Below are 15,790 nucleotides of genomic sequence, written 5' to 3'. Positions count from 1 at the left end.
TGGTTTGCCGGGTGCCCCGCCCGGTGTGCCGGGCGGGCCGCCTGGTCCGCCGGGCCGGCCGGTCGCTGGGCGGCCGGTGCCAGCTCAGCCGGGTTCCGAGGCGACCGTGCGCGCGGTGCCCCGCCGCGGGCATCTCGGGCCGCTGAGCCTGGCCCAGATCCTGGTCGCCGAGGCGTCCCTGCTGGCCCTGGTCGCCGCCGTCACGCAGGGTCCGGGCCCCACCCTGATCGCCGGTTCGATCGCGGCGGCCCTCCTTCTGATCTTCTTCGCCCGCCGGCAGCACCGGTGGTGGCTCGAGCACCGGCGGATCGCCGGTGACCACCGCCGCCGGCGCGCCGCCCGCCTGGACACCCGGGCCGGCCCGGTGCTCGCCGCCCTGCGCACGGTGGCGCCCGGGCTGACCGTCCGGGACATCACCGGCCCGGAGGAGGGCAGCGCCGCCGTCGGCGTGGCCCGCGACGAGGCAGGATGGTTCAGCGTCGTCGTGCTGGATCCGGGCACCCCGATTCAACCGGACGCCGCGCCGATCCCGCTGGACGCGCTCATCGGCATCGTCGCCGCGACCGAGCAGCCCGGCGTCGTGCTCGAACTGGTCACCCACACCGTTCCGGCGCCGAGCCCGGACGTGCATCCGGCGTCTCCGGCCGGCTCGTCGTACCGGCAGTTGGTGGAAGCGGTCAGCCCGGCCCCGGTCCCGGCGCACCGGGAGTCGTCGATCAGCGTGCGGGTCGACGCCCAGGCGCTGGCCGAGGCGCTGCTCGACCACACCGCCGACCCGGAGACCGCGGCCGAACTCGTCGCCGGCCTGGGCCGCAAGGTCGCGACCAGCCTGCGCCGCCTCGGCGTCACCGGCCGGGTGCTGGACGCCGGTGAACTGCTGGCGCTGCTGGCCCGATCGTGCGATGTGGAGACTCCGGCGGACAGCCTGGACGAGGCCTGGACCCACTGGCGGTCGGCGCGGCTCGTGCACCGGACCTACTGGTTGAAGACCTGGCCGGCCTCGGCCACCGAGATCGGATCGCTCTTCGCCTGGGCGGCGACCGCGCCGGCCGCGCAGACCAGCGTGGCACTCGTGCTCACCGCCGGCGGCTCGCAGCGCAGGAGCGATGCGGCTCCGGGCGAGGACATCGCGGTGCGCGCGTTCATCCGGCTGGCCACCCGGCCGGACGCTGACCTGGCGGCGCTGGACCGGGTGCTGCTGGACGGAGTTCGACGGGCCGGGGCGGAGCTGCAACCGCTGGACGGCGAGCACGGCCCGGCGGCGTATGCGACAGCACCGACCGGAGGCGGAGCGGGATGAGCTACCCACCGGAACGCGACGGCTCGTGGCGGCCGTATCCGGGGCAGCGCCGAGATGAAGACGCGGGCCGGGAGGGCGAGGATCCCCGGGATGGCGGCTACCAGCCGGGGCAGGGACAACCGCCCGGCGGTTATCCGTCAGGCGGGGCCGGGCCGCCAGGCGGGGCCGGGCAGCCGGGCGGCAGCGGGCCGTATCCGCCGGGGGCCGCCGCATATCCGCCTGGAGCCGCGCTCTATCCGCCGGCCGCCTCGCAGCCGGGGCCGGGTGCGCAGCCGGGGCCGGGTGCGCAGCCGGGGCCGGCGACCATGGCGCGAGCGGCTGTGCCGTTGCAGGCGCAACCCGGCCAAGGTGATCCCTACAGCGCCGGGCAGGCCACCGGCGAAGCGGCAGCGCGGGGACTCGCAGCGCCCGCCGTGACCTCGGCACCGCTGGCCACGCCCAGCCCGCTGGCCCAGCCGATCGCCCCGGACCGGCCGGGTGGGCCACCGGACGGCCCGGACGGCACCGGTGGCCGGGAGCGCACCGGACCATCGGGACGGACCAGCCGGCTGCACATCGGCTGGCATTCGATCTCGCGGGCCGGGCTGCGCCGGGTGACGGTCACCCCGTCCACCGGCGCCGGGCTGCTTCTCGGGAAGGATCGGCAGCAGTCGCCCGTACCGTTGCGGCTTTTCGCACCGGAGCCGATTCGCGTCGCCCTGGTCGGCGGCGTCTGGGCTGCGCAGCTTCTGATCTTCCGGGCGTTCTCGCTCGGTGCCCGGGCGATCGTGGTGACCAGCGAGCCGCAGGCCTGGTCCGGCTTCGGCGAGCGCGCCACCGGGCAGTACAACCGGCTCACGGTGCTCAGCAGCGATCAGGGCGGCTTCCCGGGCGGCACCGCGCAGACGCCCACGCTGACCGTCTACGACCTGGGGATGATCGGCCCGGCGACCGCGCCGCCGCTCGGCCCCTGGCACACCCAGCTCACCATCCTGCGGCAGCTCGACCGTCCGGGCGTCGCCGCTCTCCAGGAAGCCCAGCTCGTGCTGCTGCAACGGCTCGGCGGCGACGAGGCGACGCTGGCCTCCGCAACGCTGCGGCTGCGGCCGCAGAGCGGGCAGTTCCTCCAGTTCATGGCCGACGACATGGTCGCCCTGATCGCCGACGGCACGGAGCGTCATCTGTTCCTGCACCAGACCGGGGTGGAGCAGCAATACGTGGGACTCCCCCGGCGCTAGCGGGTCGGCGGGGTCCAGGCCAGCTGGACCAGCCGCGACCCGTGCTTGCGGGTGATCATCCAGGCACGGCCGGGTGGCAGCGGCTGCGGTTTCATCGTGCCGAAGAGCGGGCCTTCCTCGCGCGGGCCGGACATCATGATGCCGGGCGACGCCAGCTCGCGGATCCGGCCGATCACCGGGTCGAAGAGCGCGCGGGCCGCGCCGCCGATGCGCCGGGTGATGACGACGTGCAGTCCGATGTCGCGGGCCTGCGGCAGGAATTCCAGCAGGGGCGTCAGCGGGTTCGGCTGGACGCTGGCGACCAGGTCGAAGTCGTCGACGAGCACGTAGAGTTGCGGGCCTTTCCACCAGCTGCGGTCGTTCAGCATCTCCGGGGTGACGTCGGGGCCGGGCAGTCTCTCCCGCATGGCCACGGCCACCTGGTTGATCAGGTCGGCGGTGATCTGGTGTGAGGTGCCGTACCCGATGGTGTGCTCGGCCGGGACGCAGCCGAGCAGGCTGCGGCGCAGGTCGACCAGCAGCAGCCGGGCCTGCGCGGGGCTGTTTCCGGCCGTGATCGAGCGGGCCAGGCTGCGCAGGAACGAGCTCTTGCCGCTCTCCACGTCGCCGAAGAGCAGTGCGTGCGGCTCCGAGTCGAAGTCGAGCCAGACCGGCTGGAGGTCGGACTCGGCGATGCCGATCGGGACCCTCGGTCCCTGGGCGGGCGGCAGCGCCTCGAACGGCAGCTCGGCCGGCAGCAGCCGGACCCGCGGCGCGGGCGGCCCGGTCCAGTGTTCGGTGGAGACCTTGACCAGGTCGGTGACCGCGTCGGCGAGGTCGTCGGTGCGCTGCTCACGGTCGATGCGGGGCAGCGCGGCGAGGAAGTGGTGTCCGTCGGGGGTGAGGCCGCGGCCGGGCGCTTTGTCCGGCACGTTCACCGCCTCACGCCGGTTGATCACGGAGTCGCTGGGCTCGCCGAGCCGCAGTTCCAGCCGGGTGCCGAAGACGTCGCGGATCTGTGGCCGGATGTCCATCCAGCGGTTGGTGGCGGCCAGGATGTGGATGCCGAAGCCGAGCCCGCGGTTGGCCAGCTCGTGCACGGTCGACTCGAGATCCTCGAACTCGGTACGCAACGTCGACCAGCCGTCCACCACGAGGAAGACGTCACCGAACGGGTCCTCGGCGAACCGGCCCTGCGCCTTGCCCCGCCGGTACGCCGCAGCACCCTCCACGTTCTGCCGGGCGAAGAGCTCCTCCCGGGCCCGCATCAGCCCGTACAGCTCGGCGATGGTCCGCCGCACCCGGTCCACGTCGCGCCGGGTCGCCACCCCGCCGACGTGCGGCAGGTCGGTGAGCCCGCTGAGCGGCCCGCCGCCGAAGTCGAGCCCGTAGAACTGCACCTCGCGCGGGGTGTGGGTGAGGGCCAGGCTGGCGATCAACGTACGCAGGAGGTTGGACTTGCCGGACTGGGCCGCGCCGACCACCACCACGTTGCCGGCGGCGCCGGACAGGTCCAGCCACATCGGATCGCGCCGCTGCTCGAACGGCTTGTCGATGATGCCGCCGAGCGAGTGCAGGGCGCCGAAGCGGTCCGGGGCGTCGACGGTCAGGCCCCGCTCCGGCATCGAGATCGCGGCCGGCAGCATCTGTCCGAGGGTGAGCGCCTTGTCCAGCGGCGGCAGCCACACCTCGTGCGCCGGGGTGCCCTTGCCCTCCATCTGCCGGACCAGCACTTCGAGCAGGGTGTCGCCGACCACCTTCTCGTCGCGCGGCTCCTCGGCGTCCGCCTCGGCCGGCCGTTCGTCGAGCAGTGGGGCCGAGTAGAAGGTGGAGAAGTCGCGGATCGGGTTGCCGGTACGCCCACCGCCGGCCCCCGGCTCCCCGTCCCGCCGCACCGCCCCGGAGACGTACGCCGCCTTGAACCGCACCAATCCCTCAGTGCCGGTACGCAGATAGCCGTGACCGGGCGAGCGGGGCAGCTCGTACGCGTCCGGCGCCCCGAGCACCGCCCGGCTCTCCATCGACGAGAAGGTCCGCAACCCCACCCGGTACGACAGGTGCGACTCCAGCCCGCGCAGCCGCCCCTCTTCCAGTTTCTGTGAGGCGAGCAGCAGGTGGATGCCGAGGGACCGGCCGACCCGTCCGATCTGGACGAACATGTCGATGAAGTCGGGCCGGGCGCTGAGCAGCTCGGAGAACTCGTCGACGATGAACAGCAGGCTGGGCAGCGGCGCGAGCGGCACCCCCGCCGATCGGGCCCGCTCGTAGTCCCGCTGCGACGCGTAGTTGCCGGCCTTGCGCAGCAGCTCCTGCCGCCGGGTCAGCTCGCCCTGTATCGCCCCGAGCATCCGGTCGACCAGCGGAAGCTCGTCCTCCAGGTTGGTGATCATCGCGGCGGTGTGCGGCAGCCGGTCCAGCGAGGCGAACGTGGCGCCGCCCTTGAAGTCGACGAGCACGAAGTTGAGGATCTCCGGATCGTGCGTCAGGCCGAGCGCGAGCACGAGCGTGCGCAACAGCTCGGACTTGCCGGAGCCGGTCGCGCCGACCAGCAGGCCGTGCGGGCCCATGCCGTCCTGGGCGGACTCCTTCAGGTCCAGCTCGACCGGGCGGCCCTCGAGGTTGACCCCAATCGGCACCCGCAGCCGGTCCCGGTTGGGCCGGCTGGCCCAGAGCTCGGTCAGGTCGATCTGGTACGGGTCGTCCTGCTCCAGCAGCTCGGCCAGCCCGGTGTCCTGGGAGATGGCCGGCTGATCCCCGTACGACGCGGCGGACAGGCGCAGCGGGGCGAGCTCCCGGGCCAGCACCTCGGCCTCCGGCAGGCTGAGCGCGTCGGCCCGGCCCACCTCGGTCGGACCGTCCATGGTGGTGCCGGTGACCGTCCCGTCCGGGGCGATCTCCAGAACGACCGAGCTGTCGTCGAGCAGCCGGGGCGGCGGCACGGACAGGTCGAGGATGGTGACACCGGCGACCCCGCCCTCGGTCATCAGATGGTCGGAGCCGGCCGTCGAGCCGCCGTCGATCACCACCACCACGTGCGGACCGCCACCGGGCGCTCCGGTCGGGTCGAACCGCGGCCGGTTGACCAGCACGTCGTCGAGCATCGCCTCGAGCGCGGGCACGCTCGGCGCGACCAGCCGGACCAGGCCGACCGCGTCGGTCTTGCCCGGGTGCTGTGCGTGCGGCAGCCATTTCGCCCACTCCCAGCGCCCTCGCTGATGGTCCGGCACGCAGACGCCGATCCGCAGGTCGTCCGGGGCGTGGAAGATCGCCATCTGGGCCAGCAGCGCGCGGGTGAAGTCGTGCGCCGGGCCGTCCGCCCCGCGCAGGTAGATGTGCGAGAAGTCGCGCAGCGCCACCGACACCGGCAGGTCCGGCACCACCGAGTAGGTGCTGATGAACCGGCGCAGTGCCAGCGCGCAGAGCGGCTCCAGCTCGTCGACCGGGCGGGTCTGCGGCGGCACCAGGCGGGTCGCGACCTCCTGCGGGCCGACCGCGATCCGGACCACCGTGAAGTCGGCGTCGCCACGCCGGCGCTCCCAGAGCCGGCCGCTGTCGGTGAAGCTCCACAGTGTCTCGGGATCGGGGTTGCGGTAGTAGAGCGCCTCCCGCTGCTGCCGGATGGTGTTGCGCACGGTGGCCCTCAGCTGGGCGAGATGCCGCAGGTACTGCCGCCGGTTCTCGATCATCTCGCGCTTGCCGGGACCGGTGGTGTTGCTCGCCATCATGGCGATCATGCCGAGGATGGACACCCCGTACATCGCGCCGGCGACGTAGGTGATCGGCCCGCCGCGCTGCGCACCCATCATCAGGCCCATGGCCGCAGCCCCGGCGCCCATCGGCAGGATCATCAGCATCCGCGTCCAGCCCTTGCCGGCCGGTGGCGGCACCTCGGGCGGCGGATCGAGCAGCACCTCGCCGGAGGGCATGGCGGGCGCCGGACGCCGCGGTGGGCGCTTGATGATCGTGACAGTCACAGGGGCTCCCCATGGTGACGGATCGGTGGCCATCATATCGGTGGAAGCTGCTACGTTGTGGAACAGACCGTCGCGGGGGGTGATCTTGTGACCACACCGGGTGGCCCCAGTCTGGCCCGGGTGACGGTCGCCGCGCCGACCCGCCGGATGGATCTGGCACTCCCCGACAACATGCTGGTCGCCGAGCTTCTCCCGCATCTGCTGCGGCATGCCGAGAGCGCTCTGGGCGAGCCGGCCGAGCGCAACGGCGGGTGGGTGCTGCGGCGGGCCACCGGTGCCGCGCTGGAGCCGAATCGGAACCTGGCCGCGCAGGGCGTGCGGGACGGCGAGCTGCTGCACCTCAACCCGGCGCGGGAGGACTGGCCGGAGCTGGCGTACGACGACGTGGTCGAGGTGATCGCCAGCGGTTCGCGCCGGGCGGCCCGGTCCTGGAGCGCCGCCGCGACCCGCCGATGTGGACTCGCCGTCACCGCGAGCGCGCTCCTGCTCGGGCTCGCCGGCCTGGTCGCGAGCGGGTCACCCTGGGTGGTGCCGGCCGTCATCGCGCTCGTCGTGTCCCTGGCCCTGGCCGTGCTCGGCATCCTGCTGTCCCGCGCGTTCAGTGACGCGGGTGCCGGTGGCGTGGTGGCCGCGAGCGGCTTGCCGTACGCGTTCTTCGGCGGCGCCTGGCTGCTCACCGAGCCCGCCGCCGGTTTCCTCGGTATCGGCGCACTCGGCCTGCTGCTCGGCTCGGCCACGCTGATGGTGCTCAGCGTCATCGGCCACACCGGTGTCGCCGGGCTGTCCCGGCTCTTCTTCGCCGGGATCGCCGCCGCCCTGATCGGCCTGCTCGCCTCGATGCTGGCGCTGAGCGGAGTGTCCGCCGCCGGTGCCGCGGCGGTGGCGCTGACCGCCGCGATCGGGCTGCTCCCGGCGTACCCGGTGCTGGCCGGCTGGCTCGGGCGGCTGCCCTTCCCGGAGCTGCCGAACCGGGCCGAGGAGATTCTCCAGGACAAGCCGATGCCGCGCCGGGAGGACGTCTTCTCGGCCGTGGTCCGGGCCGGCGAGGTGCTGACCGGGCTGCTTCTCTCGGCGGCCCTGTGCAGCGTGGTCGCGATGACCTATCTCGCGCTCACCGATCCGGGCACGTCGGCCGTGCTACTCATGGTGGCCGCGGTGAGCGCCCTGCTGTTGCGGGCCCGGCTGCTGCCCACGCCGCAGCAACGCGTGCCGCTGCTGGTGGCCGGTCTCGGCGGCCTGGCCGGGCTGGGACTCGGCCCGGTGGCCACCGGCGCGCTGCCCGGTGTGGCCCTGCTCGCCGGCGCGCTGCTGGTCGCCGGCGTCGCGCTCACGGCGGCGCTGGTCTACAGCCGCCGGCCGCCGTCGCCCTACCTGGGCCGGGCCGCCGACATCCTGGACGTCGTGGCGATCATGGCGTTGATCCCGCTGGCCTGCGCGGTCCTCGGGCTGTTCGACGGCATCCGCGGGCTGTTCGCGTCGATCGGCGGGTGAGCCCCGGTGACCTCCCGCCGCGATCAGTTGCAGTCGTACCAGTTCATGAACCAGCGGGTCATCTCGGCGTTCGTGATGCGCGAGACCGACCCGGCCCAGTCGCCGCTGCGCCGCGGGATCGGGGCGCTGTTCGGCGGGCTGATGGTGGCGATCCTGGTGGCGGCCGGCTTCGGGATCTACGGCATCCTGACCCGTACCGGCACCGACCGGTGGCGCGCCGACGGCACGGTGGTGGTGGAACGGGAGACCGGTGCCAGCTTCATCTATCTGCGCGACCGGCTGACCCCAACGCTCAACTTCGCCTCCGCGAAACTCGCCGCCGGCCGTCCCAACCCGCCGGTGTACCGGGTCTCGGCGAAGGAACTGACCGACGTGCCGCGCGGCGTGACGATCGGCATCGCGGGCGCGCCCGCCTCCCTGCCCGCGCCGGCGCGACAGGTCCGTCTGCCGTGGACGATGTGCACCGTACCGGGTGCCGAGCCGCCGTCGGTGCTGCTCATCTCCTCCGCCGGGCCGGCCGCGACCGATCTCGGCGAGCGCGGCCTGCTGGTCACCGCCGACGACGACATCCACCTGGTCGTGCAGGGTCGCAAACATCAGATCCGCAACGCCCGAACCACGGTCCCCGCGCTGTTCGGCGCCGCCCAGCCCATCCCGGTCGGCACCGCCTGGCTGAACGCCCTTCCCTCCGGCGCCGACATCGCGCCGATCCCGGTCGGCGACCGGGGCGATCGGTCGGCCGCCGCGCCGGACTTCGACAACGGCGACGTGCTGGTCACGAACACCGGCAGCGGCCAGCAGTTCTGGCTGATCCTGGACGACGGCCGGGCACCCATCACGCCGTTGCAGCAGGCCGTGCTGGAGGCGGCCTTCCCCGGCGAGCCGGACGAGATCTCGGTGAACGAACTGACCCGGATCCCGGAGAGCGACGCGCTCAAGGACGACCCCGCCACCCAGGGCCCGGCCGCCGTCCCGCAACTCGCGCCGCTCGCCCAGGGCGAGACCGCCTGCGCCATCACGCGCGAGGCGGCCAAAGCACCGGCGCTCACGGTCGGCGGTTCCCCCGCCGGCTTCGCCGCCGCCATCCCCACCGCGGGCGCCGAGCGTGACGGCCAGCCGCTCGCCGACGCCGTCCAGGTCCCGGCCGGCCGTTTCGCACTCGTCCGGGCACCCGGCGGCTTCCTGCTGATCACCGACACCGGCACCTGCCATGCGGTGCCCAGCGCCGACATCCTCGCCATGCTCGGCTATTCCGCCGCCAACGCCATCGAGGTCCCGCCCGCGCTGGTCGGCACCATCCCCGCCGGCGTCACCCTGGATCCTGCCGCCGCCGTCAAACCAGTCACCAACATCAACTAAACCTTTTCCGGTACGCGTGACCGGCCGTCCCCGCCGAAACCGGGCCGTCCCCGCTCTCCCAGCGCGGGCAAGCCGCCACTCGCGGCCCCAGCGCGACCGCCGGGAAACAGCACGCCGCCGGGCTGAATCACCGCCCATCGCAACCGGCCAGGCGAACCGCGAGCCGGCACGCCGCCGGGCCAGATCACCGCACACCGCAACCGGCAGGCGAACCGCGAGCAGGCAGTCGCCGGCCGGCGTGCCCGTCTGCCCGGGCCCGGCGGTCGCGGTGCGGCCCGGTGCGGGCAGCCGGCTCGCGCGGCTCGGCGGGACGGTCCGAAATGGGCGCGACGGCCCGGCGCGTACCTCAAAATCGGCGTGAGCGAACTGCTCAGCCCGACCCCGGACGTTCGTCAAGGAGCATGACCGGCGGGCCGGGTTCAAGGGGTTCGTCGTGCACCGGGGCCGGCGGGGCCAGGGCGGGCCGCCAGTGCCGGCGGCGGCTGCGGCGGATCGCCGCGGCCGCGAGCAGGACCGCCACCGCCACGATGGCCGCGATACCGGCTCCGACCAGGGCGATCGCGCGGCGCAAGCGATCGGTCGCGGTGTCCGGCGGTGGCGCCGGGTCCAGGGCCGGCAGCGGCCGCGGGTCGGGGTCGACGAGGCGGCCGGTGACGGCCGCGACCGGATCGACCACCCCGGCGCCGAACGCTTCCCCGATCGGGGCGGGGCTGGCCGTTGCGGTCAGCACCTGGGCCACGGCTTGCGGGCCGAGGTCCTCGCGCCGGTCGCGGAGCAGGGCGGCGGCCGCGCCCACGAAGCCGGCGGCCACCGCGGTGCCGTCCACTTCGACCAGGCCGCGACCGGTTTGCAGGGTGGGCACGGCGACACCGGGCGCCACCAGGTCGACGTAGTCGCCGCGCTGCGAACTCGGTGAGATCCGGCCGTTCTGGTCGATGGCGCCGACGCCGATCACGCCGGGGTACGCGGCCGGGAACGGCGTCGGGTTCCCGTCGTCCGGACCGCCGAGGTCACCGGCCGCCGCCACCACGACGACGCCCTGGTCGACGGCACCGGCCACGGCCACGCGGAGTTGCTGCTGATTCTGGTAGACGGCCGCGGCGACCACGATGACGTCGGCGTCGTTCTGCACGGCGGCGGTGATGCCGCGGGCGAGGAGGGCCGGGTTGCTCTCGGATCCAGCTGGATCATCCAGAAGTACCCGAATGGGCAGGATGCGCGAACCGGGCGCCAACCCGGCCACGTCCGCGTCACCGCCACCCCGCTGCCCGGCGATCACCCCGGCCACCTGGGTCCCGGTCCCGGTGCAGTCCTGGTTCGCCGCGCCGGCCTGGTCGACGACGTCGACACCGGCGGAGACCCGGCCGTCGAGCTGCGGCTGGCCCGCGTCCACCCCGGTGGAGAGGACCGCGACGACGACACCGAAACCGTTGGCGAGCGGGCTCACCGCGTCGGCCTGGAGCGCGGCCCGCGGCCAGGACCCGCCGATCTCGGCCCGGCCCGGCTCGGCACAGTCCTGCCCGGGAACGGCTGACGCCGGTGCCGGAATGAGGACGGCCAGGAGGGCGGCAACGGCTGCCAGAGCCGGTCGGCGCCTGGGCGAAAGCACCGATCGATGATAGTTCAGCCCGGTTGATCGGGAGTGGCCCGCAGAATCGCCCAGACCGTCTTGCCGGTGACCGCGGGAGCCACACCCCAGGCGAACGCCGCCGCCTCGACCAGGCGCAGGCCCTGCCCCCGGGCCAGCAGCGGATTCTCCGGATCGGCCGGCAGCACCCGCGCCGGACACGTGCCGCGGTCGCGCACCGCCACGTGCAGCGAGAAGTCCGTCTGGGTCAGCATCAGGTCGATCGGGGTGCCGGCGTGTTCGGCGGCGTTCACCACCAGCTCGGAGACCACCAGCCGGGCACGGGCGGCCAGCGGCTCGAGTTCCCATTCGCGGCAGGCGTCCGAGACCGCGCGGCGGGCCGCCACGGCGGCGCCTAGCTCCGCCGGCAGCCGTAACAGCAGCCGGCCGGGCCAGAGGCTGCGGTCGGCGAGCGCGGCGCGGGCCCGCGCCGGCGTCTCGAAGACCGGAAGACCACGGGGTACGCCGAACCGGCTCAACGCGGCGGACAGCGCGGTGTCGGTGGAGAGAGCGGCCACCACCGGCGTACGCGGACGGAAGCTGTTGCCCCGGACTCGCGCCGTGAGCCAGAAGACCGCGCTCTCGGCACAGGGGTCGTCGAGCCCGCGCAGGTCCAGCAGGAGGCCGGCTGGGTGTTCGGCGAGCCGCTTGCGCAGTGTCCGGTGTGCTTGCAGCCAGAGCTCCCGGCTCCACCGGCCGCGGACGGTGAGTTCGACGACCGACGTGTCCTCGTCGACGACCGAGACGACCGAGTGGTCCGGCGAAGGTGAGTGTCGTAGATCCATCGACCCGCTCCGGTGGCCGGGGCCTGTGAATTACCCAGCCTTTCTTGGAGCCTACCCGGACACGGACCGGCCGCCGGTCTCGCCGGCGGCCGGTCCGTCTTTCGGTGCTCACTCACATGGTCGCGGCGATCTGCTGGTCGACCTGCTGCATCCGCTCCGCGGACTCGCCCAGCCGTACGCCGACGCTGGCCAGCGCGGACTTGATCTCGGTGGCGCCCTGGTTCCACTTCTGCCGGGCCTCGTCGCACGCGGTACCCGCGGCACCGGACCAGTCCTGCGCGAACAGCTGCGTGAACGCGGTGTACAGATCGTTCAGCTCGCGGTCCATCTGGTTCTGGAACGAGTTGATGCCGGCCGAGACGTCGCTGATCTGGCCGAAGTTGTAGGTGATGTTCATTCTGCTCCCCGATCTCTCTCGCGCGCTCAGCCGCGCAGGATGTTGACAACGGAACTGTCGCCGGACGCGGCCGCCGTGCGGATCGACTGCGCGGCCTCCTCGTCGTTCGTGCCGAAGGTGGTGGAGGCGGACGACATCTTGCCGCCGAGCTCGTTCAGTGCGGTCATGATCTTGGCGAGACCGTCGTTGAGCTGCACCGACACGTCCTGGAGGGCGTTGTTCGCGGTGCCCGCGAAGCCGGCGCCGCTGAGGGACTGGATCTGCCCCATCAGCCGGTTCATTCCCTGCGAGATGTTCTGGCCGGTGTCGCCGCACCGCTGCGCCATCGCGGTGAGCTGCTCCTGTGTGGCGTGGACCTGACCGATGCCTGCCATCGTTGGTTCTCCCCGGTTCTCGGAAGTGGTCTATGTCTTCGGTGTACGCCGGCACCGCCGGGTCGGTTCGAACCGGTTTCCGGAAGAGCGCGTACACACCAGCGTCACCGAATCCGGGGAGGCGTGATGGTTGCCGAGAATCCATATGCGGACCAGACCACGACGAACACGAGCACACCGTGGCTCGCCGGCGGCCCGGCGGTGGACGTCGATCTCGACGGTCTCCGCGAATACGCACGCCTCATGCGGAGTCAGCAGGCCGACATCGGGTCGCGGGCCGCGTACCTCGGTCCGCTGAGCGAGATGCCGGGACAGGCGTGGAACGGCGACGTGCTCGGTGAGGCGGACGCGGTCCGGGCGCAGCTGACGGCGAACGCCGGCGAACTCAACATCTATCTGAGCAAGCTCGGGGAGTCGCTGAGCAACGTCGGCAACGCGGCGCAGACCATCGCGGACAGCTACCGGTCGGGCGACGCTCTGTCCGCGGCCAAGCTCTCCGACGTGCTGTTCGCCTTCGGCGACAAGAGTGTTCGCCGGCCGGCCGGGCTTCCGGAGGGCGTCGGCACCACGTACCTCGAGGCGCAGATGGCGACCGGGGCCGCGCCGCCGCCGGCGGACAGCCCGCTGTGGCAGCAGGGGCCGGTGACACCGGTGTCGGCGTACCAGACCATGCAGCTGGCGACCGGGCCGAACGGTGAGCGGCGCGAGATCATGACCTTCACGGCGCCGGGTGGCGCCGTGACAACCACCACCACGGTGTACGACCGGACCGGCGCGACCGTCTCGACGAGCACCACCCGCGTCTCGTCCCGGGTGGACGGGCCGGTGCAGACGACCACCCAGGAGACGCTCGGGCCGGACGGCAAGACGGCGTCGACCACCGAGACCCGGACCACGACCCAGGGCGACCGGGTCGTCGAGGAGACCACCGAGACCGTGGACTCGACGGGGCGGACCACGCACCTGACCACCGAGAAGCTGGATCCGGTGACCCGGGAGACCACCACGACCACCTACGAGCCGGGCAAGAGCGGTCTGCTGGAGGAGACGAACGAGGTCCAGACCGGTACGCGTACCTCCGGTGCCGACGCTCCCCACTACGTGAACGGTTGAGCCGATGGGTGAGTACTGGGGCGCCACCGCCGATCCGAACTACGGGTACAGCCCGTACAGCGGGCAGCTGAAGTACGGCAGCTACCCGCCCTCGCAGATCCCGTTCGCGCCGCCGCCCGGGCCGGGCAACCCGCTGACGCTGGAGGTCGTGGCCCGCAAGGTGCGCAACATGCATCCGGAGCAGATGGCCGCGCTCGCCGACCAGTGGCAGAACGCGTGGACGTTCATGGCCGACATCCGCGACTTCGTGGTGCAGCAGAGCACCGTCCTCCAGGACGAGCACTGGCAGTCACCGGAAGCACGGGACGCGTTCCTGCGCCGGGGGCCGGGCGAGGCGCTCACGTACCTCGACGTGTGGATGGACGCGGCGCAGAAGAACGTGACCGCGCTGCGCCACCTGGTGAACATCAGCCTGGAGGCGCGCCGCGACGTCGACAACCTGGTGCTGCGCTACGAGCAGGAGATGCGCGAGGCGCAGCAGGTCGGCTTCCTGGAGAACCTCGGCGCCTTCGCGACCGAGGGCGTCAGCTGGAGCGCGGCGCGCCAGGAGGAGATCGAGGACGACCAGCGAGAGGTGACTGAGCGGTACCGGCGCGAGGCGCAACTGCTGGCGCAGCGGTACGGCGACCAGTACTTCGACTACATCGGAGTGGTCGCGAGCGGGGTGGGTCCGCCGGTGCAGCCGATGAACGCGGTGCTCAGCGCGCCGGGCACGGTCCCGGTGCCGAACCTGCCCGGGCTGAACAACCCGATCACCAGCCCGCCCGGTGTTCTGCCGCCCGGGCAGATTTCGCCGCCGGATCTGATCGCGCCGCCTGACGGCGCCAATCCGCCCGGGGTGGTACCGCCGGGCACGCTGCCGCCGGGAAGTCAGCTGCCTGGTGGTCAGCTGCCGCCGGGCACTCTGCCGCCCGGTGTTCTGCCGCCGGGTACGCCGGGGCTGCCTCCGGGTGTTCTGCCGCCAGGGGTTCTGCCTCCTGGAGTTCTGCCTCCTGGGGTTTTGCCTCCTGGGGTTTTGCCTCCGGGACAAATCGGACCTCAGCCGGGCACGCTGCCGCCGGGCGCTCAGCTGCCGCCGGGCGCCCTCCCGCCGGGCACGCTCCCGCCCGGTGCCGCATTGCCGCCGCCTGGCGCCGCGCTACCGCCGCCTGGTGCCGCGTTGCCGCCACCGGGTGCCGCGCTGCCGCCGCCGGGAGCGTCGATCCCGGGCGGTGGCACAGTGATCCCGCCCAGCATCGTGCGCCCGCGGCTACCCGGGCAGATCGGACGGCCCGGCGGCATCGTCCTGCCGCCCGGCAGCGCCCCGCCGCCCGGCCGGTCGCTGCGCCGGCCGGCCGGACCCGCCGGCACACCCGTCGTGCCATCCGGCGGCCGGGAACTGCGCGGCCCGGGCGTGGGACAGCCGATCCTCCCGCCGCCACAGACCGGCCGGCCCGGTGACCGGCGCCGCGGGCAGCCCGCCAATCCGGCGGCGCCCCAGCTCGGGCGTCCTGGCGAGCAGCGCGAACGGGGACCCATCTACACCCCGCCGCCTCAGGCCGCCCGCCCGGGTGAGCGCGGCCGCGGCCGGCCGGGCGACCCGAACCGGGTGCCGGGTGCCCGGGTGGACGGCGACCAGACCTTCGGGAGACCGCCGGGTTCGGCCGCTCCGCCCGTACTGAAAAATCCTCATGGTGACCGTGACCGGCGTCCGGGCAGCAAGGAAGAGCTACGGCCGCCGCAGAGCGGAGGCCGTCCGGCCGCCCGCCCGGGAACCGCGCCGCCCGTGCTGAACCGGCCGACCTCGCCGGCCGGCCCGCCCGCGCCACCGCCGCGCCGCGACCGCCGTGCCGCCTGGGCCGACTTCTTCGGCGCGGAACAGGCCCGGTCGGGAGCCGGATCGGGCCGGATCGACGCACCGCAGCGGGCCCGCCCGGAAGGCGGACCGTGGGGTCTGCGCAGCCGCGCGGCCACTCAGCCGGCCGGGCCGGCGGAGACCGCGAAGCCCGGCACGGTCGCGCCGGAGCTCGGCAAACGCCGCGGCGGCGGCGAGCCGGCGCCGGACCGCGAGGCGCACGACATCGTCACCGACGAGCAGGCCTTCGGGGTACGCACACCCGGCGGCGGCGTGGTGACCGGCAGAGGTGAGGAGCGGGTGGAACCGGAGGTCAAGCGCGCCTTCCGGGGGCGGTGAC

Annotated in this window: 11 protein-coding genes; 6 read left to right on the top strand and 5 right to left on the bottom strand. The window is 73.5% G+C overall.

The annotated features are described in order from the left end of the window. Nucleotides 1-115 precede the first annotated feature (115 nt). Nucleotides 116-1,300 carry a type VII secretion protein EccE gene (locus tag I4J89_RS42395; RefSeq protein WP_309238726.1) on the top strand — a complete coding sequence of 395 codons (1,185 nt, stop codon included), beginning with the start codon at nt 116-118 and terminating at the stop codon, nt 1,298-1,300. A gap of 413 nt (nt 1,301-1,713) precedes the next feature. Further along, on the top strand, nt 1,714-2,517 hold the full coding sequence (locus I4J89_RS42390; RefSeq protein ID WP_309238725.1) for a hypothetical protein: 804 nt from the start codon (nt 1,714-1,716) through the stop codon (nt 2,515-2,517). Here I4J89_RS42390 and eccCa read toward each other — a convergent pair. Next, the gene (gene eccCa / locus I4J89_RS42385) at nt 2,514-6,470 is read right to left on the bottom strand and encodes a type VII secretion protein EccCa (protein ID WP_196419875.1); all 3,957 of its coding nucleotides are present in this window, start codon (nt 6,468-6,470) and stop codon (nt 2,514-2,516) included. The two genes, I4J89_RS42390 and eccCa, sit on opposite strands and share 4 nt — an antisense overlap. 87 nt (nt 6,471-6,557) lie before the next feature. On the opposite strand from eccCa, the gene eccD reads away from it, so the two are divergent. Further along, nucleotides 6,558-7,961, top strand: a complete 1,404-nt coding sequence (gene eccD, locus I4J89_RS42380; protein ID WP_196419874.1) for a type VII secretion integral membrane protein EccD — start codon at nt 6,558-6,560, stop codon at nt 7,959-7,961. 6 nt (nt 7,962-7,967) lie between these two features. Then, nucleotides 7,968-9,320, top strand: coding sequence for a type VII secretion protein EccB (gene eccB, locus I4J89_RS42375; RefSeq protein ID WP_196419873.1), 1,353 nt, complete (start codon nt 7,968-7,970; stop codon nt 9,318-9,320). A 370-nt stretch (nt 9,321-9,690) separates the two neighbouring features. On the opposite strand, the gene I4J89_RS42370 is transcribed toward eccB, so the two are convergent. From I4J89_RS42370 to I4J89_RS42355, 4 genes are all read right to left on the bottom strand, one after another. After that, on the bottom strand, nt 9,691-10,929 hold the full coding sequence (locus I4J89_RS42370; RefSeq protein ID WP_196419872.1) for a S8 family serine peptidase: 1,239 nt from the start codon (nt 10,927-10,929) through the stop codon (nt 9,691-9,693). A gap of 14 nt (nt 10,930-10,943) precedes the next feature. Then, nucleotides 10,944-11,732, bottom strand: coding sequence for an ATP-binding protein (locus tag I4J89_RS42365; protein WP_196419871.1), 789 nt, complete (start codon nt 11,730-11,732; stop codon nt 10,944-10,946). 112 nt (nt 11,733-11,844) lie between these two features. Next, nucleotides 11,845-12,129: a WXG100 family type VII secretion target gene (locus I4J89_RS42360; protein WP_196419870.1), complete on the bottom strand. Its 285-nt coding sequence runs from the start codon at nt 12,127-12,129 to the stop codon at nt 11,845-11,847. A 26-nt stretch (nt 12,130-12,155) separates the two neighbouring features. After that, nucleotides 12,156-12,503 (bottom strand): WXG100 family type VII secretion target, encoded by a 348-nt coding sequence (locus I4J89_RS42355; protein WP_196419869.1) that lies wholly within the window; start codon nt 12,501-12,503, stop codon nt 12,156-12,158. Nucleotides 12,504-12,629: 126 nt separating this feature from the next. Here I4J89_RS42355 and I4J89_RS42350 point away from each other — a divergent pair, with 126 nt between their 5' ends. Together I4J89_RS42350 and I4J89_RS42345 are read left to right on the top strand one after the other, a co-directional pair. Continuing rightward, the gene (locus tag I4J89_RS42350; RefSeq protein WP_196419868.1) at nt 12,630-13,616 is read left to right on the top strand and encodes a hypothetical protein; all 987 of its coding nucleotides are present in this window, start codon (nt 12,630-12,632) and stop codon (nt 13,614-13,616) included. 4 nt (nt 13,617-13,620) lie between these two features. Beyond that, nucleotides 13,621-15,789, top strand: a complete 2,169-nt coding sequence (locus tag I4J89_RS42345) for a hypothetical protein (protein ID WP_196419867.1) — start codon at nt 13,621-13,623, stop codon at nt 15,787-15,789. The last annotated feature ends 1 nt before the right edge of the window (nt 15,790 follow it).

The sequence above is a fragment of the Actinoplanes aureus genome (assembly GCF_015704865.1).
Taxonomy (GTDB): Bacteria; Actinomycetota; Actinomycetes; order Mycobacteriales; family Micromonosporaceae; genus Actinoplanes; species Actinoplanes aureus.
Note: the sequence above shows the minus strand (reverse complement) of the source record. Positions and strands in the feature narration are given on the sequence as shown.

Coding starts and splice junctions, on each gene's coding strand:
- I4J89_RS42365 (WP_196419871.1), bottom strand. CDS start 11,732: ATGGATCTACGACACTCACCTTCGCCGGACCACTCGGTCGTCTCGGTC.
- I4J89_RS42360 (WP_196419870.1), bottom strand. CDS start 12,129: ATGAACATCACCTACAACTTCGGCCAGATCAGCGACGTCTCGGCCGGC.
- I4J89_RS42355 (WP_196419869.1), bottom strand. CDS start 12,503: ATGGCAGGCATCGGTCAGGTCCACGCCACACAGGAGCAGCTCACCGCG.
- I4J89_RS42350 (WP_196419868.1), top strand. CDS start 12,630: ATGGTTGCCGAGAATCCATATGCGGACCAGACCACGACGAACACGAGC.
- I4J89_RS42345 (WP_196419867.1), top strand. CDS start 13,621: ATGGGTGAGTACTGGGGCGCCACCGCCGATCCGAACTACGGGTACAGC.